This is a genomic window from Streptomyces sp. NPDC091412 (assembly GCF_044756885.1).
In the GTDB taxonomy this organism is placed as follows: Bacteria; Actinomycetota; Actinomycetes; order Streptomycetales; family Streptomycetaceae; genus Streptomyces.
In genome coordinates this window covers 251,840-272,907 of sequence record NZ_JBIVTV010000004.1, presented here as the reverse complement: position 1 = coordinate 272,907, position 21,068 = coordinate 251,840, and the positions used below count along the sequence as shown (strand labels likewise).

Genomic DNA, 21,068 nt, shown 5'->3' with positions numbered 1-21,068 from the left:
CGCCGTCCTGCCCTTACAGGCCCATGTCCTTGGCGATGATCGACTTCATGATCTCGCTGGTGCCGCCGTAGATGCGGTTGACGCGGTTGTCCGCGTACAGGCGGGCGATCGGGTACTCGTTCATGTAGCCGTAGCCGCCGTGCAGTTGGAGGCAGCGGTCGATGACGCGGTGGGCCACCTCGGTGCAGAACAGCTTGGCGGAGGCGGCCTCGGCGGGGGTGAGTTCACCGGCGTCGAGGGCGTCCAGCGCGCGGTCGGCGACGGCCTGCGCCGCGTCCACCTCGGCCTGGCAGGCGGCCAGCTCGAACTTGGTGTTCTGGAAGTGGGCGACCGGCTTGCCGAAGACGGTGCGCTCCTGCACGTACTGCTTGGCGAACCGGACGGCGGCGCCGGCCTGCGCGTAGGCGCCGAAGGCGATGCCCCACCGCTCGGAGGGCAGGTTGGCGCCGAGGTAGGAGAAGCCCTTGTTCTCCTCGCCGAGCAGGTCCTCGACCGGCACCTTGACATCGACGAACGCCAGCTCGGCGGTGTCGGAGGCCTTCAGGCCCAGCTTGTCGAGCTTGCGGCCCACCGAGTAGCCCTCGGACCGGGTGTCCACGCCGAACAGGGAGATGCCGTGGCGGCGGTCCTCGGCCGTCGGGGCGGCGGTGCGGGCGCAGACGATGACCTTGTCGGCGTGGACGCCGCCGGTGATGAAGGTCTTGGCGCCGTTGAGGACGTAGTGCGTGCCGTCCTCGCTCAGCCGGGCGGTGGTCTTCATGCCCGCGAGGTCGGAGCCGGTGCCGGGCTCGGTCATCGCGATGGCCCACATCTCCTCGCCGGAGACGAACTTGGGCAGGTAGCGCTTCTTCTGCTCGTCGGTGGCGAGCATCTTGAGGTAGGGCAGCGCGAGCAGGACGTGGACGCCGGAGCCGCCGAAGGTGACGCCCGCGCGGGCGGTCTCCTCGTACTGGACGGCCTCGAACCGGTGCGTCTGGAGTCCGGCGCCGCCGTACTCCTCGGGAACGTTGATGCCGAACAGGCCGAGCTCGGCGAGCCGGTGGTAGAACTCGCGCGGGACCTGGCCGGCGGCGCACCACTCGTCGTAGACCGGTACGACCTCGGCCTCGATGAAGGCGCGGAGGGTCTCCCGGAACGCCTCGTGATCCTCACTGAACACCGTACGACGCACGCCGCCACCTCCACACACGGACTGTCTAAGCGCTTGCTCACACCAACGTACCGGCGAGTACACAACGCCGTAAAGAGCAGCCCGGGTAAGACAGGTCACGGAAGCGGCGAGCCGGAGCGGGCGGGGGGCGAAGCCCCTCGCCCACCAGGGGCGCGGGGAACCGCGCGCCCAGCCCCCACGAACCCGCAGGCAACCACGGGGGTCCAGGGGGTGAAGCCCCCCGGGACGGGACGGGTAGGGGCGGCGGGGGCGCCCCCCTCCACCCCGGGGGCATGGGGCACAGCCCCCTCACATGCCGGGCCGCACCCGCAAACCGCTCAGCCCGCCGCAGGCGCGGGCGCCGACGCGAACGCCCCCCGAGCCATCCGATGCAGCAACTCCGCCGTGTCCCCCCGCCCCGGCAGGGCACCCGCCCGCCCCAGATGCGGCGTGGAGTTCAGCAGCCCGAACACCGAGTGCACGGCCGACCGCGCGGCCGGCTCGACGAGATCCGGATGGACCTGCCGGACCACCTCCACCCACAGCTCGACGTACTGCCGCTGAAGCTGGCGCACCAGCTTGCGGTCGCTCTCCCGCAAGCGGTCCAGCTCCCGGTCGTGCAAGGTGATGAGGGGACGGTCGTCGAGCGCGAAGTCGATGTGCCCCTCGATGAGGGAGTCGAGCACCGCCTCCGGCTCGGCCACCCCGTCGGCCTCGGCCAGACGCCGCTTCGCCCCCGTCAGGAGCTGACCGCTGATGCCGACCAGCAGCTCGGCGAGCATCGCGTCCTTGCCCGCGAAGTGCCGGTACAGACCCGGCCCGCTGATGCCCACGGCGGCGCCTATCTCGTCGACGCCGACACCGTGGAAGCCGCGTTCGGCGAAGAGCCTCGCGGCTTCCTTGAGGATCTGCTCGCGGCGGGTGGGGGCATCGGTTCGGGTGGCCATGGAAGTAATTCTAGACAGGGAGGTTAGCGCTCGTTAACCTGGAGGCAAACACGTTAACGCTCATTAACAGTCGGGCGCACCGACCACCCGGGTGAGGGGACCGCAAGGATGCACGAGGCACCGGAGCTGACGAGCGCGGCCGATCCCGCGTCGGAGGCCTGGCGGGCCAACGAACAGGCACACCGCGCGCTCGCCGAGGAGCTGCGCGGCAAGCTCGCCGCCGCACGGCTCGGCGGCGGCGAGAGGGCGCGCGCCCGGCACACCGCGCGCGGGAAGCTGCTGCCGCGCGACCGCGTGGACACCCTCCTCGACGCCGGGTCGCCCTTCCTGGAGCTGGCACCGCTGGCCGCCGACGGGATGTACGAGGACCAGGCACCGGCCGCCGGGGTCATCGCCGGCATCGGACGGGTCGGCGGCCGCGAGTGCGTGATCGTCGCCAACGACGCCACCGTCAAGGGCGGGACCTACTACCCGATGACGGTGAAGAAGCACCTGCGGGCCCAGGAGGTGGCCCTGGAGAACCGCCTGCCCTGCCTGTACCTGGTCGACTCCGGCGGCGCCTTCCTGCCCATGCAGGACGAGGTCTTCCCCGACCGGGAGCACTTCGGGCGGATCTTCTACAACCAGGCCCGGATGTCGGGCGCCGGAATTCCGCAGATCGCCGCCGTCCTCGGCTCCTGCACGGCCGGCGGGGCCTACGTCCCGGCGATGAGCGACGAGGCCGTGATCGTCCGCAACCAGGGCACGATCTTCCTGGGCGGGCCGCCGCTGGTGAAGGCGGCCACCGGCGAGGTCGTGACCGCCGAGGAGCTCGGCGGCGGCGAGGTCCACTCCCGGATCTCCGGCGTCACCGACCACCTCGCCGAGGACGACGCCCACGCCCTGCGCATCGTGCGGAACATCGTGGCGACCCTCCCCGCGCGCGGTTCCCTGCCCTGGGAGATCACCGAGGCGGTCGAGCCCAAGATCGACCCCCACGGGCTGTACGGGGCGGTGCCCGCCGACCCCCGCACCCCCTACGACGTCCGCGAGATCATCGCGCGCGTGGTCGACGGCTCCCGCTTCGCCGAGTTCAAGGCCGAGTTCGGGCAGACCCTCGTCACCGGCTTCGCCCGGATCCACGGCCACCCGGTCGGGATCGTCGCCAACAACGGCATCCTGTTCTCCGAGTCCGCCCAGAAGGGCGCCCACTTCATCGAGCTGTGCGACCAGCGCGGGATCCCGCTGCTGTTCCTGCAGAACATCTCGGGCTTCATGGTGGGCAAGGACTACGAGGCGGGCGGCATCGCCAAGCACGGCGCCAAGATGGTCACCGCGGTCGCCTGCACCCGCGTGCCCAAGCTGACCGTCGTGGTCGGCGGTTCGTACGGCGCGGGCAACTACTCCATGTGCGGCCGGGCCTACTCCCCCCGCTTCCTGTGGATGTGGCCGAACGCCAAGATCTCCGTCATGGGCGGCGAGCAGGCCGCCTCCGTGCTCGCCACCGTCAAGCGGGACCAGCTCGAAGCCCGCGGCGAGGAGTGGCCGGCGCGGGACGAGGAGTCGTTCAAGGCCCCCATCCGCGCCCAGTACGAGCACCAGGGCAACGCCTACTACGCCACCGCCCGCCTCTGGGACGACGGCGTGATCGACCCGCTGGAGACCCGCCAGGTGCTGGGCCTGGCCCTGACCGCGTGCGCCAACGCCCCGCTGGGTGACCCCCAGTTCGGCGTCTTCCGGATGTGAGGGGGGACCTCGTGACCATGTTCGAAACGGTTCTGGTGGCCAATCGGGGCGAGATCGCCGTCCGGGTCATCCGTACGCTGCGCGCGCTCGGCGTGCGCTCGGTGGCCGTCTTCTCCGACGCCGACGCCGGCGCCCGGCACGTCCGGGAGGCCGACACGGCGGTCCGGATCGGCCCGGCGCCCGCGGCCGAGAGCTATCTGTCCGTCGAGCGGATCCTGGAGGCCGCCGCCCGTACCGGCGCGCAGGCCGTCCACCCGGGGTACGGCTTCCTGGCGGAGAACGCCGGGTTCGCGCGCGCCTGCGAGGAGGCCGGGCTGGTCTTCATCGGCCCTCCGGCCGACGCGATCTCCCTCATGGGCGACAAGATCCGCGCCAAGGAGACGGTGAAGGCCGCCGGGGTGCCGGTGGTCCCCGGTTCCAGCGGCTCCGGGCTCACCGATGCCCAGCTCGCCGAAGCCGCCCGCGGGATCGGTATGCCGGTGCTGCTGAAGCCGTCCGCCGGCGGCGGCGGCAAGGGCATGCGGCTGGTGCGGGACGCCGGCCTGATCGACGAGGAGATCGCCGCCGCCCGCCGTGAGGCCCGCGCCTCCTTCGGCGACGACACCCTGCTGGTCGAGCGCTGGGTCGACCGCCCCCGGCACATCGAGATCCAGGTCCTGGCCGACGGCCACGGCAACGTGGTGCACCTCGGCGAGCGCGAGTGCTCCCTCCAGCGCCGCCATCAGAAGATCGTCGAGGAGGCGCCGAGCGTGCTCCTCGACGAGGAGACCAGGGCCGCGATGGGCGAGGCCGCGGTCCAGGCGGCCCGCTCCTGCGGGTACCGGGGTGCGGGCACGGTGGAGTTCATCGTCCCCGGCAAGGACCCGGCGTCGTACTTCTTCATGGAGATGAACACCCGCCTCCAGGTGGAGCACCCGGTCACCGAGCTGATCACGGGGCTCGACCTGGTGGAGTGGCAGCTGCGGGTGGCGGCGGGCGAGCCGCTGGCGTTCGCCCAGGAGGACGTCCGGCTGACCGGTCACGCGATCGAGGCGCGCCTGTGCGCGGAGGACCCGGCCCGCGGGTTCCTGCCCTCGGGCGGCACGGTGCTCGGGCTGCGCGAGCCGGAGGGAGACGGCGTGCGCACCGACTCCGGGCTCAGCGAGGGCACGGAGGTCGGCAGCCTGTACGACCCGATGCTGTCCAAGGTGATCGCCCACGGCCCGGACCGCGCCACCGCGCTCAGGAAACTGCGGGCGGCCCTCGCCGGGACGGTCACGCTGGGCGTGCAGACCAACGCCGGGTTCCTGCGCCGGCTGCTGGCCCACCCGGACGTGGTGGCGGGCGAGTTGGACACCGGGCTGGTGGAGCGGGTGGCGGACGAGCTGATCCCCGCGGAGGTGCCGGAGGAGGTCTACGAGGCCGCCGCGGCCGTACGGCTGGAGGACCTGCGGCCGAAGGGCGGGGGCTGGACCGACCCGTTCTCCGTGCCGAGCGGCTGGCGGCTGGGCGGGGAGCCGAAGCCGATGGCGTTCCCGCTGCGCGTGGCGGGACTCGAACCGGTCACTCACCAGATGCGCGGCACTGCCGCTGTCACCGACGACACGGTGTCCGTCACTCTCGACGGCGTCCGCCACACCTTCCACCGCGCCGCCGACTGGTTGGCCCGCGACGGCGACGCCTGGCACGTGCGCGACCACGACCCGGTGGCCGCCTCCCTCAGCCGCGCGGCCCACTCCGGCGCCGACTCGCTCACCGCCCCCATGCCGGGCACGGTCACGGTGGTGAAGGTCGCGGTCGGCGACGAGGTGGCCGCGGGGCAGAGCCTGCTGGTCGTCGAGGCGATGAAGATGGAGCACGTCATCTCCGCGCCGCACGCCGGCACCGTCACCGAGCTGGACGTCACACCGGGCACGACGGTCGCCATGGACCAGGTCCTGGCGGTCATCGCCCCCGTGGAGGAGGAGACGGCATGAGTACCTCGGACCGCTTGAGCACGTCGGACACCGGCCTCCCGATGGTGGTCCCGGCCCCCGACCTGCCCGCGCGGATCAGGATCCACGAGGTCGGACCGCGCGACGGACTGCAGAACGAGAAGGCGACCGTGCCGACCGAGGTCAAGGCGGAGTTCATCCGCCGCCTCGCCGACGCGGGCCTGACCACCGTGGAGGCCACCAGCTTCGTCCACCCGAAGTGGGTACCCCAACTGGCGGACGCGGAGGCGCTGTTCGCCCAGGTCAAGGATCTGAAGGGGGTGCGTCTGCCGGTCCTCGTGCCCAATGCGCGCGGGCTGGAGCGCGCGCTCGCCCTGGGGGCGGACCGCATCGCCGTCTTCGCCAGCGCCACCGAGTCCTTCGCCAAGGCCAACCTCAACCGCACGGTGGAGGAGTCGCTCGCGGTCTTCGAACCCGTCGTGACCCGCGCGAAGGAGAAGGGCGCCCACGTCCGCGGCTACGTCTCCATGTGCTTCGGCGACCCCTGGGAGGGCGCCGTCCCGCTCCACCAGGTCGCCCACGTGTGCAGGGCGCTGCTGGACATGGGCTGCGACGAGCTGAGCCTCGGGGACACGATCGGCGTCGCCACCCCGGGGCACGTCCTGGAGGTGCTGGCCACGCTCAACGAGCAGCACGTGCCGACCTCCGCGCTCGGCGTGCACTTCCACGACACCTACGGCCAGGCCCTCGCCAACACCCTGGCCGCCCTCCAGCACGGCGTCACCACCGTCGACGCCTCCGCGGGCGGCCTCGGCGGCTGCCCGTACGCCAAGTCCGCCACCGGCAACCTCGCCACCGAGGACCTCGTGTGGATGTTGCAGGGTCTCGGCATCGAGACCGGAGTCGACCTCGGCCGCCTGACCGCCACCAGCGCGTGGATGGCCGATCGGCTGGGCCGCCCCAGCCCCTCCCGCACCCTCCGTGCCCTCTCCCACAAGGAGCAGTGATCGACGATGAACCACCGTCTCTCCCCCGAGCTGGAGGAACTCCGCCGCACGGTGGAGCAGTTCGCCCACGACGTCGTCGCCCCGAAGATCGGCGACTTCTACGAGCGGCACGAGTTCCCGTACGAGATCGTCCGGGAGATGGGCCGCATGGGCCTGTTCGGGCTGCCGTTCCCGGAGGAGTACGGCGGCATGGGCGGCGACTACCTGGCGCTGGGCATCGCGCTGGAGGAGCTGGCCCGGGTGGACTCCTCGGTCGCCATCACGCTGGAGGCCGGAGTCTCGCTCGGCGCCATGCCGATCCACCTCTTCGGCACCGAGGAGCAGAAGCGCGAGTGGCTGCCGCGGCTGTGCTCCGGCGAGATGCTGGGCGCCTTCGGCCTCACCGAGCCGGACGGCGGTTCGGACGCGGGCGCGACGCGTACGACGGCCCGGCTGGACCCGGACACCAACGAGTGGGTGATCAACGGCACCAAGTGCTTCATCACCAACTCGGGCACGGACATCACCGGGTTGGTGACCGTGACCGCGGTGACCGGCCACAAGCCCGACGGGCGCCCGCAGATCTCCGCGATCATCGTCCCCTCCGGCACGCCCGGCTTCACGGTGGCGCCCGCCTACTCGAAGGTCGGCTGGAACGCGTCCGACACCCGTGAGCTGTCCTTCGCCGACGTCCGGGTGCCGGCGGCGAACCTGCTGGGCGAGGAGGGCCGCGGCTACGCGCAGTTCCTGCGGATCCTCGACGAGGGCCGGATCGCCATCGCGGCGCTGGCGACCGGGCTGGCCCAGGGCTGTGTGGACGAGTCGGTGAAGTACGCCAAGGAGCGGCACGCCTTCGGCAAGCCCATCGGCTCCAACCAGGCCATCCAGTTCAAGATCGCCGACATGGAGATGAAGGCCCACACCTCCCGCCTGGCCTGGCGCGACGCCGCCTACCGGCTGGTGGCCGGCGAGCCCTTCAAGAAGGAGGCCGCGCTCGCCAAGCTCTACTCCTCGACGATCGCCGTCGACAACGCCCGCGACGCCACCCAGGTCCACGGTGGCTACGGCTTCATGAACGAGTATCCGGTGGCCCGTATGTGGCGCGACTCCAAGATCCTCGAGATCGGCGAGGGCACGAGCGAGGTGCAGCGGATGCTGATCGCGAGGGAGCTGGGCCTGACGAGCTGACGCCCCGGCAGCGCACGGGCCGCCGACCGGCACGGACGTGACGACCCGCCCCCTGGACAGGAACTGAGGTTAGGCTAACCTACCTTCGAACCTGTCCGGCGGGCGCTCCGCCCCGTTCGAAAGCAGTCACACCCATGCCCAACGCCCGTGCCACTCATCTCTCCCGCCGCGGCATCCTCGCCGCGGGCGGCGCCCTCGGCCTCGGTGCCGTACTCGCAGCCTGTGGTGACGGCGACGCGAAAGGCGGCGGCTCGGGCGGCAAGGCGGCGGCCGGCGCGTCCGGCCCCTGGGCCTTCAAGGACGACCGCGGGCAGACCGTGAAGACCGGCAAGGCCCCCTCGCGGATCGTCGCCTTCGTCGGGGTCGCCGCCGCGCTGCACGACTACGGCGTCCGGGTCGAGGGCGTCTTCGGCCCGACGACGACCAAGGACGGCAAGGCCGATGTGCAGGCCGGCGACATGGACGTCAGCAAGGTGACGGTGCTCGGCAACGAGTGGGGCCAGTTCAACATCGAGAAGTACGCGTCCCTCGCCCCCGACCTGCTCGTCTCCACCATGTTCGACGACGCGGGCACCCTCTGGTACGTCCCGGAGGAGTCGAAGAAGAAGATCCTCGCCGTCGGCGCCCCCACCGTGGGGATCTCCGTCTACGACCGGCAGCTGACGGAGCCGCTGGAGCGCATGCTCGCGCTGGCCGAGTCGCTGGGCGCGGACGTCACCGGCGACAAGGTGAAGCAGGCCAGGAAGCGGTTCGAGGACGCGGCCGTCCGGCTGCGCGCCGCCGCCCGGTCGAAGCCGGACATCAAGGTGCTGGCGGGCTCCGCGAGCCAGGACCTGTTCTACGTCTCCGGCACCAACCTCTCCGTCGACCTGGAGTACTTCAAGGCCCTCGGCGTGAACTTCGTCGAGCCCCCGGAGAGCGCCAAGAAGCAGGGCGGCGGCTGGTACGAGTCCCTGAGCTGGGAGAACGCCAACAAGTACACGGCGGACATCATCATGATGGACAACCGCACCTCGGCGATCCAGCCCGCCGACATCACCCAGGGCACCTGGAAGAAGCTGCCCGCGGTCAAGGCGAAGCAGGTCATCGCCCGCAACCCCGAGCCGATCCTGTCGTACGACAAGTGCGCCCCGCTGCTCGAGGACCTCGCGAAGGCCATCGAGACGGCGAAGAAGGTCGCCTGACCCGACCCGCGCCCTCGGGCACGCACCACCACCCCCCACACACAAGCACCCTGACGATGACTCAGGAGCACCCATGACGACGGCCGTGGCCGCCCCGTTCCGTTTCTTCTCCCTCCAGGTCGTACGGACGAGGCGGCTCGGCCCGTCTCTCGTCCGGGTCACCTTCGCCGGGCCCGACCTGCACGCCTTCCACTCCGATGGACTCGACCAGTCCCTCTCCCTGTTCCTGCCGCACCCGGGCCAGTCCGAGCCGGTGGTGCCGCTCGAACTCGGGGACGGGTGGTGGCAGGGCTGGCGCGACCTCCCCGACGACGTACGGGCGGTGATGCGCTCGTACACCCTGCGGTCCCTGCGCCGCGGACCCGACGGGCCCGACGAGATCGACATCGACTTCGCCCTGCACGGCATGGAGCCCGGCGCCGCGGTGCCCGCCGGCCCCGCCTCCCGCTGGGCCGCCCGCGCCACTCCGGGCGACCGCGTCCTGCTGCTCGGTCCGGCGGTCGCGGACAACCGGGCGATCCGCTTCCGCCCGCCCGAGGACACCGATCTGGTGGTGATGTGGGGCGACGAGACCGCCGTGCCCGCGGCGACCGCGATCCTGGAGTCCCTGCCGGCCGGCACGCGGGTGCGCGCCTGGCTGGAGGTGGGGCACATGGGCGACATCCAGGACGTGGTGACCGACGCCGACGCCGAGGTCACCTGGCTGGTGCGCGAGTCGGGCCGCCCGGAGGGGCCCCCGATGGCGCTCGACGCCCTGCGCGGCATCCGGTTCCCGGCCGGCGCGCGGCCCTACGTCTGGCTCGCGGGCGAGTCCGGGTGCGTCCGGGCGCTGCGCCGGCACTTCGTCGGCGAGCACGGGACCGACCGGCGCCGCGTCACCTTCGTGGGCTACTGGCGGCACGGTCTGAGCGAGGAGCAGTTGCGCGCGCAGGAGTGACACCGGTCACGGTGGGGCAGCCTTTGACCTAGATCAACTTAGGTTAGGCTAACCTAAGTTGAGTCGCGCACGAACGGCGCCGCTTTCCCGTCCCGCTCGGACCGTCCCCACCCACCGGAGGACCCCCCACATGCGCTCACACCTGCTCAATGACCTGACCGCGGAGCACTACCGCCGGTCCGTGAAAGAAGGAGTGGAGCGGGTGGCCGCCCGACTGGCCACCACCGACCGGCCGTTCACGGGCGTGACCGCCGACGCCCTCGCCCCCCGCATCGAGCGGATCGACCTCGACCGGCCCCTGAACGACACCACGGCGGCCCTCGACGAGCTGGAGGAGGTCTACCTCCAGGACGCCGTCTACTTCCACCACCCCCGCTACCTCGCCCACCTCAACTGCCCGGTCGTCATCCCGGCGGTGCTCGGCGAGGCCATCCTGTCCGCCGTCAACTCCTCCCTCGACACCTGGGACCAGTCGGCGGGCGGCACCCTGATCGAGCGCAAGCTCATCGACTGGACGGCCGCCCGCGTCGGCCTCGGCCCCGACGCCGACGGCGTGTTCACCTCCGGCGGCACCCAGTCCAACCTCCAGGCGCTGCTGCTGGCCCGTGAGGAGGCCAAGAGCGACGCCGTCTCCAAACTGCGGATCCTCACCTCCGAGGCAAGCCACTTCAGCGTGCGGAAGTCAGCCCGGCTGCTGGGCCTGGGCCCCGATTCGGTGGTCTGTGTCCCCGTCGACCACGACCAGCGCATGCAGACCCTCGCGCTCGCCCACGAGCTGGAGCGCTGCCGCCGCGACGGGCTGGTCCCGATGGCCGTGGTCGCCACCGCCGGCACCACCGACTTCGGCTCCGTCGACCCGCTGCCCGAGATCGCGGAACTGTGCGGGCAGTTCGGCACCTGGCTGCACGTCGACGCGGCCTACGGCTGCGGCCTGCTGGTCTCCCCCACCCGGCGCGACCTGCTCGCCGGCATCGAACGCGCCGACTCGGTCACCGTCGACTACCACAAGTCCTTCTTCCAGCCGGTGAGTTCCTCCGCCGTGCTGGTCCGTGACGCCTCGGTCCTGCGGCACGCCACCTATCACGCGGACTACCTCAACCCGCGTCGCGCGGTGACCGAGCGCATCCCCAACCAGGTCGACAAGTCCCTCCAGACCACCCGCCGCTTCGACGCCCTCAAACTGTGGATGACCCTGCGCGTGATGGGCGCCGACGGCGTCGGACAGCTCTTCGACGAGGTGTGCGACCTGGCCGCCGCGGGCTGGAAACTGCTCGCCTCCGACCCGCGCTTCGACGTCGTCGTCGAGCCGGCGCTGTCCACCCTGGTCTTCCGCTACATCCCGGCGGCCGTCACCGACCCGGCCGAGATCGACCGCGCCAACCTCTACGCCCGCAAGGCCCTGTTCGCCTCCGGCGCCGCGGCCGTCGCGGGCACCAAGGTCGCCGGCCGCCACTACCTGAAGTTCACCCTGCTCAACCCCGAGACCACCACCGACGACCTCACCGCCGTCCTCGACCTGATCGCCGGCCACGCCGAGCAGTACCTGGGAGAGTCCCTTGACCGCGCGTCCTGAAGCGACCGAAGCCCCCGAGGTCCCGGAACAGCCCCAGACCGCCTACGACTTCGTGGGCATCGGCCTGGGCCCCTTCAACCTCGGCCTGGCCTGCCTCACCGAGCCGATCGCCGAACTGAACGGCGTCTTCCTGGAGTCCAAGCCCGACTTCGAGTGGCACTCGGGAATGTTCCTCGACGGCGCCCACCTCCAGACCCCGTTCATGTCGGACCTGGTCACCCTGGCCGACCCGACCTCCCCGTTCTCCTTCCTCAACTACCTGAAGGAGAAGGGCCGCCTGTACTCGTTCTACATCCGGGAGAACTTCTACCCGCTGCGCGTCGAGTACGACGACTACTGCCGCTGGGCGGCGTCCCGGCTGAGCAGCGTCCGCTTCGGCACGACCGTCACCGAGGTGACGTACGACGACGGCGACGAGCTGTACACCGTGCGGACGCACACCGGAGCCGCGTACCGCGCCCGCCGGCTGGTGCTCGGCACGGGCACACCCCCGTACCTTCCCGAGGCCTGCCGCGACCTGCCCGGCGACCACCTGCACAACTCCCGCTATCTGGAGCACAAGGCGGCGCTCCAGCGCAAGGAGTCGATCACGCTGGTGGGCAGCGGCCAGTCCGCCGCCGAGATCTACTACGACCTGCTCGGCGAGATCGACGTCCACGGCTACCGGCTGACCTGGGTCACCCGCTCCCCGCGCTTCTTCCCGCTGGAGTACACCAAGCTCACGCTGGAGATGACCTCCCCGGAGTACATCGACTACTACCACGCGCTGCCGGAGGAGACCCGCTACCGCCTCACCGAGCAACAGAAGGGCCTGTTCAAGGGCATCGACGGCACCCTGATCGACGACATCTTCGACCTGCTCTACCAGAAGAACCTCGGCGGCCCGGTCCCCACCCGCCTGCTCACCAACTCCGCGCTCACCGGCGCGACCCACCACGACGGCGCGTACACCCTCACCTTCCGCCAGGAGGAGCAGGGGAAGGACTTCGAGCTGCGTTCCGAGGGCCTGGTCCTGGCCACCGGCTACCGGTACGCCGAACCGGAGTTCCTGAAGCCGATCCGGGACCGGCTGCGCTACGACTCCCACGGCAACCACGACATCGGCCGCAACTACGCCATCGACGTCACCGGCCGGGGCGTCTTCCTCCAGAACGCCGGCGTGCACGCCCACAGCGTGACCAGCCCCGACCTGGGCATGGGCGCGTACCGCAACAGCTGCATCATCCGCGAGCTGCTCGGTACCGAGCACTACCCGGTCGAGAAGACCATCGCTTTCCAGGAGTTCGCCGTATGACCTTCACGATCCGTCCGCTCGACCCGCTGAAGGACGCCGAGCTGCTGCACGGCTGGGTCACCCATCCCAAGGCGGCGTTCTGGATGATGCAGGACGCGAGGCTCACGGACGTCGAGCGCGCCTACGTGGAGATCGCAGCCGACCGCCACCACGACGCCTTCCTCGGCCTGCACGACGGCGAGCCCGCCTTCCTGATGGAGAGGTACGACCCGGCCCATCGCGAGCTGGTGGGGCTGTACGAGCCGGAACCGGGCGACGTCGGCATGCACTTCCTGGTCGCGCCGACCGACACGCCGGTGCACGGGTTCACGCGGGCCGTGCTCACCGCCGTGCTGCGGCACCTGTTCGAGGATCCGGCGACGCGCCGGGTCGTGGTGGAGCCCGACGTGCACAACAAGGCCGTGCAGAGACTGAACACGGCCGTCGGGTTCGTGCCGGAGCGCGAGATCGGCAAACCCGAGAAGACGGCGTTGCTGAGCTTCTGCACCCGGGAGCACTTCACCGCGGCGACGGGGGTGACGGCATGACCCTCGCCGACGCCGTGTCCCACCTCTCCCCGGAACGCTGGGAGAGCGCCAACCGCCTGCTCATACGCAAGGCGCTCGCCGAGTTCACGCACGAGCGGCTGCTCGCTCCCCGGCCTGACGGAGACCACTGGGCCGTCCACACCGACGACGGCCTCACCCGCTACCGCTTCACCGCCGTCCGCCACGCCCTCGACCACTGGCAGGTGGACCCGGACTCGATCACCCGCCACCGCGACGGCACCGAACTGCCGCTCGCCGCACTGGACTTCTTCATCGAGTTCAAGGCGTCACTGGGGCTGAGCGACGAGATCCTCCCGATCTACCTGGAGGAGATCTCCTCCACCCTGGCGAGCACCTGCTACAAGCTCGCCAAGCCGCGGGTCACCTCGGCCGAGCTGGCGAAGGGCTCCTTCCAGGACATCGAGAGCGGCATGACCGAGGGCCACCCCTGCTTCGTCGCCAACAACGGGCGGCTCGGCTTCGGGGGCCACGAGTACCTGGCGTACGCCCCCGAGACCGCGAGCCCCGTCCGGCTGGTGTGGCTGGCCGCGCACCGCTCACGGGCGGCTTTCACGGCGGGCGTCGGCATCGAGTACGAGGCCTTCCTGCGCGAGGAGCTGGGCGCGGAGACCGTCGAGCGTTTCCACGCCCGCCTCACCGGCCAGGGCCTCGACCCCGCCGACTACCTGCTCATCCCCGTCCACCCCTGGCAGTGGTCGAACAAGCTCACCGTCACCTTCGCCGCCGAGATCGCCCGCCGGCACCTGGTCTGCCTGGGCGAGGGCGACGACGAGTACCTGGCCCAGCAGTCCATCCGGACCTTCTTCAACCGCACGAACCCGCACCGGCACTACGTCAAGACCGCGCTGTCCGTGCTCAACATGGGCTTCATGCGCGGACTGTCGGCCGCCTACATGGAGGCCACCCCGGCCATCAACGACTGGCTGGCCCAGCTCATCGCCGACGACCCGGTGCTGAAGTCGACCGGCCTGACGATCATCCGCGAGCGGGCGGCCGTCGGCTACCGGCACCTGGAGTACGAGGAGGCGACGGACCGCTACTCGCCGTACCGGAAGATGCTGGCCGCGCTGTGGCGCGAGAGCCCGGTGCCCTCGCTGCGGGAGGACGAGTCCCTGGCCACCATGGCCTCGCTGCTGCACGTCGATCACGAGGGCGCGTCCTTCGCGGGTGTCCTGATCGAGCGCTCCGGACTGTCCCCGCGGCAGTGGCTGCGCGGCTACCTGCGCGCCTACCTCACCCCTCTCCTGCACAGCTTCTACGCCTACGACCTGGTGTTCATGCCGCACGGCGAGAACGTGATCCTGGTGCTGGAGGACGGCGAGGTGCGGCGGGCGGTCTTCAAGGACATCGCTGAGGAGATCGCGGTGCTGGACCCGGACGCCGCGCTGCCGCCCCAGGTGCGGCGGATCCGGGTGGAGGTCCCGGACGACCAGAAGCTGCTGTCCCTCTTCACGGACGTCTTCGACTGCTTCTTCCGCTTCCTGGCCGCGGGCCTCGCCACCGAGGGGATCCTGGAGGAGGACGGCTTCTGGCGGACGGTCGCCGAGACGGTCCGCGAGTACCAGGAGTCGGTGCCCGAACTCGCCTGGAAGGTCCGGCAGTACGACCTGTTCGCCCCCGAGTTCGCGCTGTCCTGCCTCAACCGGCTCCAACTGCGCGACAACCGGCAGATGGTGGACCTCGCGGACCCCTCCGGGGCGCTCCAGCTGGTCGGGACCCTGCGGAACCCCCTCGCGGGGCGGTGAGCCCCGGCGCGGACGGACGGGCACCCCGGAGTACGGTCCTCCGGGGTGCCCGTCGTCGTGTGTTCCCCCGCTGTTCCTACTGCGCGGGCCAGGGCACCTGCGGGGAGCGGTAGTACCCGATCCCGAGCGCGTCCCAGCGCGGCGCCTGGGCCGCCAGGCGCGTCCTGTAGGTGTTCCAGTCGTGCGTGGCCGCGGGCGACCAGCCGAGTTCGGCGACGCCGGGCAGCCGGGGGAAGGCCATGGCGTCGATGTGCGCGGAGGTGGACAGGGTCTCCGACCACAGCGGGGCCTCGACACCGCGCACCGCTGAGGCGGGCGCGCCCGGCAGGTAGCTGCCCGGGTCCCAGTCGTAGGACCGCTGCACCTCGACGTAGCCGGCCCAGGCCAGTCCGAGCGGGGTGTCCTTGGTGTACTTCATGTCGAGGTACACCCGGTCGGCCGGGGACAGGATCAGCCCGGTGCCGTTCTGCGCGGCCTGGGCGACCTGGGCCTTCTCCGCGGCGCTGGTGGAGTCCAGGCCCCAGTACTGGGCGAGCGCGCCCTTGGCCGGGGTGGTGCCGGTCAGCTGGTGCCAGCCGATCACCGTCTTGCCGTACTTGGCGACGATCGGCTGCACCCGGTTCATGAACTTCACGTAGTCGTCGTGGCTCGTGGAGTGCGCCTCGTCGCCGCCGATGTGCAGGTAGCGGCCGGGGGTGAGGGCGGCCAGCTCGCGGATGACGTCGTCCACGAAGTCGTACGTGACGTCCTTGGACACGCACAGCGAGCTGAACCCGACGTTGGTGCCGGTGTACAGCGGCGGTGCCACGCCGTCGCAGTTCAGCTCCGCGTAGGAGGAGAGGGCCGCGTTGGTGTGGCCGGGCATGTCGATCTCGGGCACGACCTCCAGATGGCGGGAGGCGGCGTAGCGGACGATCTCCTTGTAGTCGGCCTTGGTGTAGTGGCCGCCCCCGCCACCGCCGACCTGCGTGGAGCCGCCGTGGGTCGCCAGGCGCGGCCAGGAGTCGATGGCGATGCGCCAGCCCTGGTCGTCGCTCAGGTGCAGATGCAGCTTGTTGATCTTGTAGAGGGCGAGTTCGTCGATGTAGCGCTTGACCTGCGTGACGGTGAAGAAGTGCCGGGAGACGTCGAGCATGGCGCCGCGGTAGGCGTAGCGCGGGCTGTCCTTGATGGTGCCGCCGGCGACCAGCCACGGGCCCGGCTGCACGGATTTCTTCTCGACGGCCGGGGGCAGCAGCTGCCGCAGGGTCTGCACACCGTGGAAGAGGCCGGCCGGCTTTCCGGCGGTGATCGTCACCCCGCTCGCCGCGCTGTCCAGCCGGTAGCCCTCGGCGCCGTACGACCCCTTGGCCAGCCGCAGCCGAATGCCGCCCTGGCCCTGTGTGGTCAGCGGCAGGCGGTAGCCGGTGGAGGGCCGCAGGACGTCCGCGAGGTACTCCCCCACCTGGCGCGCCCCACGGGAGCCGTCGACGCGGATGTGGGTGCCCGCCGTGATGCGGTACGGGGATCCGCCCGCCCGGACGGAGGCGGGGGCCGGGACCACCTGGCCCAGCGGCGTCGCGGCCGCTGCGGGCGCCGCCTTCCCGGCGGGCGCGGCGCCCACGGTGAAGGCTCCGGCGGCCGCCACGAGCAGCAGCGCGCCCAGGGCCCGGCTCGTCCTGGGCATCCGGATTCTGCGGGGAGTCGTGCTGTGGTGCCGTCTCACATGCGCTCCCTTCGTTCGGCTCGGGGACTCCATGAGCCCCGACGGTATAGACCACTCTCTCGCAGATGGGGTGAAACAATCTCCCCATGACGGAAATCATCCAGAACGACGGCACGTGGGTCCTGGACGGCGACGCCCTGAGACTGACCCCGGGACGGGACAAGAACGTCGGTCTGCTGCGCCGGACCCTGGGTGAGATCCGCGTACCGCTCGCCGCTCTGGCGGGCGTTTCGTTCGAGCAGGGCAAGCGGTCCGGGAGGCTCAGGCTGCGGTTGCGCGACGGCGCCGATCCGCTGCTGCACGCGACCGCGGGCCGGCTGACCGAGCCGCACGACCCCTATCAGCTGCTGGTCGAGTCAGAGCGGTACGGGGTCGCCGAATACTTCGTGGACGTGGTCCGTGACGCCCTGCGGCTGGAGCAGGTGCCCCCGGTCCCGGTGACGGAGTACCTGCTGCCCGGTCCCGCGCTGCCGCTCTCGGTGTCGGCCGGGGACGGCACGGCGAGCTTCGACGGCGAGCGGGTGCGTCTGGAGTGGAACTGGAAGACGGAGGACGCCAAGGCCGCGGGCGGGGCCCGCACGATAGCGCTCGCCGACATCACCGCGGTGGAGTGGCTGCCCGCCGCCGGGCTGGAGAACGGCTTCCTGCGCCTCAGCGTGCGGGGCGCGCCCGCCGGCGTCCCGCCCAAGCACGACCCGAACGCCGTGGAACTGTGGGGTTTCAAGAAGGACCCGCTGATGGCGCTGGTCGCGGCGGCCGTGCAGGCCCGGCTGCCGCATCCGTCCGCGCCATGGGACGGGACCGTGGACGGCGGGCCCGCCGCGGTGGAGGCCGCGGTCCCCGACCAGGGCGCGGACGGGGACGGGGAGAACCACGACGCCCTGCTGCGACGGCTGCGCGAGCTGGGCGAACTGCACCGCACAGGAGTGCTCACGGACGAGGAGTTCACCCTGGCCAAGCAGGCGGTCCTCAGACGCATGTGAGAACCGCTCCGGGCGCCTCCGCCACCTCGCCCCTCCCCTCCCACCGATACCCCTGCCCGAAATCGGGCAGGTTTCTTGCGAAAGCCCGCCCCTTACTCCAGAATCCACCGGGTGCACGACGAACTTGTTGATCACCTGACGCGGTCCACGCCCCTGAACCGGGGCGAGGCGCTGCGGGTGGTCCAGGACGTGCTCGCCTACTTCGACGAGACGACCGAGGAGTTCGTCCGTCGCCGCCACCGCGAGCTCCAGGCCCAGGGCCAGGTGAACGCGGAGATCTTCGAACGGATCTTGGCGGACCTGAAATACCGGGCGGTGGCACCGCCGGAACTCTCCCTCCGGCAGCTGCGCCGGATCGTCTACGGCTGAGGGATACCTGTATGTGCGGAATCGTCGGATACATCGGCAAGCGTGACGTCGCCCCCCTGCTCCTGGAAGGCCTTCAGCGCCTGGAGTACCGCGGCTACGACTCCGCGGGCATCGCCGTCACCTCGCCGAAGACGGCCGGCCTGAAGATGGTCAAGGCCAAGGGCCGGGTCCGCGACCTGGAGGCCAAGGTCCCGGCGCGCTTCAAGGGCACCACCGGCATCGCCCACACCCGCTGGGCCACCCACGGCGCCCCCTCCGACGTGAACGCCCACCCGCACATGTCGGCCGACAACAAGGTCGCCGTCGTGCACAACGGCATCATCGACAACGCCTCCGACCTGCGCCGCAAGCTCCAGGCGGAGGGCGTGGAGTTCCTCTCCGAGACCGACACCGAGGTGCTCACCCACCTCATCGCCCGCTCCGAGGCCGAGACGCTGGAGGAGAGGGTCCGCGCCGCCGTCCGCCAGGTCGAGGGCACCTACGGCATCGCCGTCCTGCACGCCGACTTCACCGACCGCATCGTGGTGGCCCGCAACGGCTCGCCGGTCGTGCTCGGCATCGGCGAGAAGGAGATGTTCGTCGCCTCCGACATCGCGGCGCTGGTCACCCACACCCGCCAGATAGTCACCCTCGACGACGGCGAGATGGCCACCCTCAAGGCCGACGACTTCCGTACGTACACCACCGAGGGCACCCGCACCACCGCCGAGCCGACCACCGTGGAGTGGGAGGCCGCCTCCTACGACATGGGCGGCCACGACACCTACATGCACAAGGAGATCCACGAGCAGGCCGAGGCCGTGGACCGGGTGCTGCGCGGCCGGATCGACGACCGGTTCGCCACCGTGCACCTCGGCGGCATCAACCTCGACGCCCGCGAGGCGCGCGCGGTGCGCCGGGTCAAGATCCTCGGCTGCGGCACCTCCTACCACGCGGGCATGATCGGCGCCCAGATGATCGAGGAGCTGGCCCGCATCCCCGCCGACGCCGAGCCGGCCTCCGAGTTCCGCTACCGCAACGCGGTGGTCGACCCCGACACGCTGTACATCGCGGTCTCCCAGTCCGGTGAGACGTACGACGTGCTGGCAGCCGTGCAGGAGCTCAAGCGCAAGGGCGCGCGGGTGCTCGGCGTCGTCAACGTGGTGGGCTCCGCCATCGCCCGCGAGGCGGACGGCGGCATCTACGTGCACGCCGGGCCCGAGGTCTGCGTGGTGTCCACCAAGTGCTTCACCAACACCTGCGTCGCCTTCGCGCTGCTCGCCCTGCACCTGGGCCGCATCCGCGACCTGTCGGTGCGCGACGGCAAGCGGATCATCGAGGGCCTGCGCAGGCTGCCGGCGCAGATCTCCGAGATCATGAAGCAGGAGGAGGAGATCGAGCGGCTGGCCCGGGACTACGCCGACGCCCGCTCGATGCTCTTCATCGGCCGGGTCCGGGGCTACCCGGTGGCCCGTGAGGCCTCCCTGAAGCTCAAGGAGGTCTCCTACATCCACGCCGAGGCCTACCCGGCCTCCGAGCTCAAGCACGGCCCGCTGGCCCTGATCGAGCCGGCCCTGCCGACGGTGGCGATCGTGCCGGACGACGACCTGCTGGAGAAGAACCGCGCGGCCATGGAGGAGATCAAGGCCCGCAGCGGCAGGATCCTCGCCGTCGCCCACCAGGAGCAGGAGAAGGCCGACCAGACGATCGTCGTGCCCAAGAACGAGGACGAGCTGGACCCGATCCTCATGGGCCTCCCCCTTCAACTCCTCGCCTACCACACGGCGCTGGCCCTGGGCCGGGACATCGACAAGCCCCGCAACCTGGCCAAGTCGGTAACGGTGGAGTAGCGGATCGCCCCAAAGGGCGCGGGGCCGCATCGACATGCGGCTCCGCCATGGGGGCGCGACCAGCCCCCACGCACCCGCACGGGCAGAACAACAGACCGGACCCCCGCGTGTGCCACCCATCACGCGGGGGTCCGTCTCCGTCGCCGGGGAGCATGCCAACCCCCCCAGCCCGCGCGGCTAACCGGTGGCCGTCACCCCCCGGCCGGCAGCGCGTCGCGGAAGTTCCGTGGGCCAGTGGGCGAGCGCCGCCGTGGCCGCGTACCAGGCGACGGCTCCCGCCGCCACGGCGAACCAGCCGCCCACCTTCGCCAAGCCGCCGTTGTCGGCGAAGAGCGCGATGGCGAGCAGCACCAGGGAGACGAAGAACAGCCCGTAGGTGCCCTGTCCGAGCACGTCGCCGCCGGCGAGCGTCAACGTCAGGGCCACGAGGGCGAACAGGAGCAGGAAGAGCCCCGCGCCATTGCCGGAGACCTGGCTGCCCGCCGAGACGGCCCAGGTGAACCAGAGGGCGCCGAGCGCGCAGTAGGCCGTACCGGTCGCGGTGTCGCGATCGCGGAAGGCCAGCAGTCCGGCGACGAACAGCGCGACGCCGCCCACATAGTGAGCGAGTGTCACCGAGTCGTTCGCCGTCACTCCGTTGATGACTTCGGTGTACCCGAGGCCGAAGGCCAGCAGGGTGACACCGAGGGCGAGTCGGCCGAGGATGGTGGTCGTGGTGCTTCCCGCAGAGACGTCGTTGGCCACGGCAAGCTCCCTTCATGCCTGCGCAGTTGTGCGGTGACCGGTATATGCCCTTCACAAGGGCACAAACACCTCTACGTGCGAGTAGCTTACGGAAAGCGCGTGGCTGGAAAGGGAAGTTGGCCGACGTGAGCCCGGCCGGGGCGGAACCGGCTGGGGTCTTTCGTTTGGATCAGGCCGGATCAGGGAGCGGGGTCCGGTGCCGTGCATCGCGAGGCGGAGGAGGTCGGCAGGGCGGAGCCCTGCCGACC

General features: G+C 71.0%; 17 protein-coding genes. 13 read left to right on the top strand and 4 right to left on the bottom strand.

Annotation, left to right across the window (positions count from 1 at the left end; all coding sequences use genetic code 11):
• Positions 1–13 precede the first annotated feature (13 nt).
• Both ACIQMV_RS12565 and ACIQMV_RS12560 read right to left on the bottom strand, forming a co-directional pair.
• Complete coding sequence (locus ACIQMV_RS12565; RefSeq protein WP_402592630.1) at positions 14–1,171, bottom strand: acyl-CoA dehydrogenase family protein; 1,158 nt, start codon at positions 1,169–1,171, stop codon at positions 14–16.
• Between the two features lie 317 nt (positions 1,172–1,488).
• On the bottom strand, positions 1,489–2,097 hold the full coding sequence (locus ACIQMV_RS12560) for a TetR/AcrR family transcriptional regulator (protein ID WP_402592629.1): 609 nt from the start codon (positions 2,095–2,097) through the stop codon (positions 1,489–1,491).
• Positions 2,098–2,205: 108 nt separating this feature from the next.
• Between ACIQMV_RS12560 and ACIQMV_RS12555 the strand changes: the two genes are divergently transcribed.
• The 10 genes from ACIQMV_RS12555 to ACIQMV_RS12510 all read left to right on the top strand — a co-directional run bounded on the left by ACIQMV_RS12555 (position 2,206) and on the right by ACIQMV_RS12510 (position 15,190).
• Positions 2,206–3,822 (top strand): carboxyl transferase domain-containing protein, encoded by a 1,617-nt coding sequence (locus tag ACIQMV_RS12555; protein WP_402592628.1) that lies wholly within the window; start codon positions 2,206–2,208, stop codon positions 3,820–3,822.
• A gap of 17 nt (positions 3,823–3,839) precedes the next feature.
• Positions 3,840–5,777: a biotin carboxylase N-terminal domain-containing protein gene (locus tag ACIQMV_RS12550; RefSeq protein ID WP_402592905.1), complete on the top strand. Its 1,938-nt coding sequence runs from the start codon at positions 3,840–3,842 to the stop codon at positions 5,775–5,777.
• Complete coding sequence (locus tag ACIQMV_RS12545; RefSeq protein WP_402592627.1) at positions 5,774–6,742, top strand: hydroxymethylglutaryl-CoA lyase; 969 nt, start codon at positions 5,774–5,776, stop codon at positions 6,740–6,742. Before ACIQMV_RS12550 ends, ACIQMV_RS12545 begins: the two co-directional genes overlap by 4 nt.
• A gap of 6 nt (positions 6,743–6,748) precedes the next feature.
• Complete coding sequence (locus tag ACIQMV_RS12540) at positions 6,749–7,909, top strand: acyl-CoA dehydrogenase family protein (RefSeq protein WP_141360663.1); 1,161 nt, start codon at positions 6,749–6,751, stop codon at positions 7,907–7,909.
• 134 nt (positions 7,910–8,043) lie between these two features.
• Positions 8,044–9,093, top strand: a complete 1,050-nt coding sequence (locus ACIQMV_RS12535; protein WP_402592626.1) for an ABC transporter substrate-binding protein — start codon at positions 8,044–8,046, stop codon at positions 9,091–9,093.
• Between the two features lie 73 nt (positions 9,094–9,166).
• Positions 9,167–10,030 carry a siderophore-interacting protein gene (locus ACIQMV_RS12530; RefSeq protein ID WP_402592625.1) on the top strand — a complete coding sequence of 288 codons (864 nt, stop codon included), beginning with the start codon at positions 9,167–9,169 and terminating at the stop codon, positions 10,028–10,030.
• 130 nt (positions 10,031–10,160) lie between these two features.
• Positions 10,161–11,603: a lysine decarboxylase DesA gene (desA, locus tag ACIQMV_RS12525; RefSeq protein ID WP_402592624.1), complete on the top strand. Its 1,443-nt coding sequence runs from the start codon at positions 10,161–10,163 to the stop codon at positions 11,601–11,603.
• Positions 11,587–12,897: a lysine N(6)-hydroxylase/L-ornithine N(5)-oxygenase family protein gene (locus ACIQMV_RS12520; protein ID WP_402592623.1), complete on the top strand. Its 1,311-nt coding sequence runs from the start codon at positions 11,587–11,589 to the stop codon at positions 12,895–12,897. The genes desA and ACIQMV_RS12520 overlap by 17 nt, the downstream gene beginning before the upstream one ends.
• Positions 12,894–13,424, top strand: coding sequence for a GNAT family N-acetyltransferase (locus ACIQMV_RS12515; RefSeq protein WP_402592622.1), 531 nt, complete (start codon positions 12,894–12,896; stop codon positions 13,422–13,424). Before ACIQMV_RS12520 ends, ACIQMV_RS12515 begins: the two co-directional genes overlap by 4 nt.
• Positions 13,421–15,190: an IucA/IucC family protein gene (locus ACIQMV_RS12510; protein WP_402592621.1), complete on the top strand. Its 1,770-nt coding sequence runs from the start codon at positions 13,421–13,423 to the stop codon at positions 15,188–15,190. Before ACIQMV_RS12515 ends, ACIQMV_RS12510 begins: the two co-directional genes overlap by 4 nt.
• Positions 15,191–15,266: 76 nt before the next feature.
• Here ACIQMV_RS12510 and ACIQMV_RS12505 read toward each other — a convergent pair whose 3' ends face one another.
• Positions 15,267–16,856, bottom strand: a complete 1,590-nt coding sequence (locus tag ACIQMV_RS12505) for a beta-N-acetylhexosaminidase (protein ID WP_402592620.1) — start codon at positions 16,854–16,856, stop codon at positions 15,267–15,269.
• 125 nt (positions 16,857–16,981) lie between these two features.
• Between ACIQMV_RS12505 and ACIQMV_RS12500 the strand changes: the two genes are divergently transcribed.
• From ACIQMV_RS12500 to glmS, 3 genes are all read left to right on the top strand, one after another.
• Complete coding sequence (locus ACIQMV_RS12500) at positions 16,982–17,878, top strand: DUF4429 domain-containing protein (protein WP_402592619.1); 897 nt, start codon at positions 16,982–16,984, stop codon at positions 17,876–17,878.
• A gap of 111 nt (positions 17,879–17,989) precedes the next feature.
• Entirely contained in the window at positions 17,990–18,247 is a 258-nt protein-coding gene (locus ACIQMV_RS12495; protein ID WP_402592618.1) for a hypothetical protein, read from the top strand.
• Positions 18,248–18,258: 11 nt separating this feature from the next.
• Entirely contained in the window at positions 18,259–20,076 is a 1,818-nt protein-coding gene (glmS, locus tag ACIQMV_RS12490; protein WP_141360654.1) for a glutamine--fructose-6-phosphate transaminase (isomerizing), read from the top strand.
• Between the two features lie 177 nt (positions 20,077–20,253).
• On the opposite strand, the gene ACIQMV_RS12485 is transcribed toward glmS, so the two are convergent.
• Positions 20,254–20,820, bottom strand: a complete 567-nt coding sequence (locus ACIQMV_RS12485; RefSeq protein ID WP_384179238.1) for a GPR1/FUN34/YaaH family transporter — start codon at positions 20,818–20,820, stop codon at positions 20,254–20,256.
• Between the last annotated feature and the right edge of the window lie 248 nt (positions 20,821–21,068).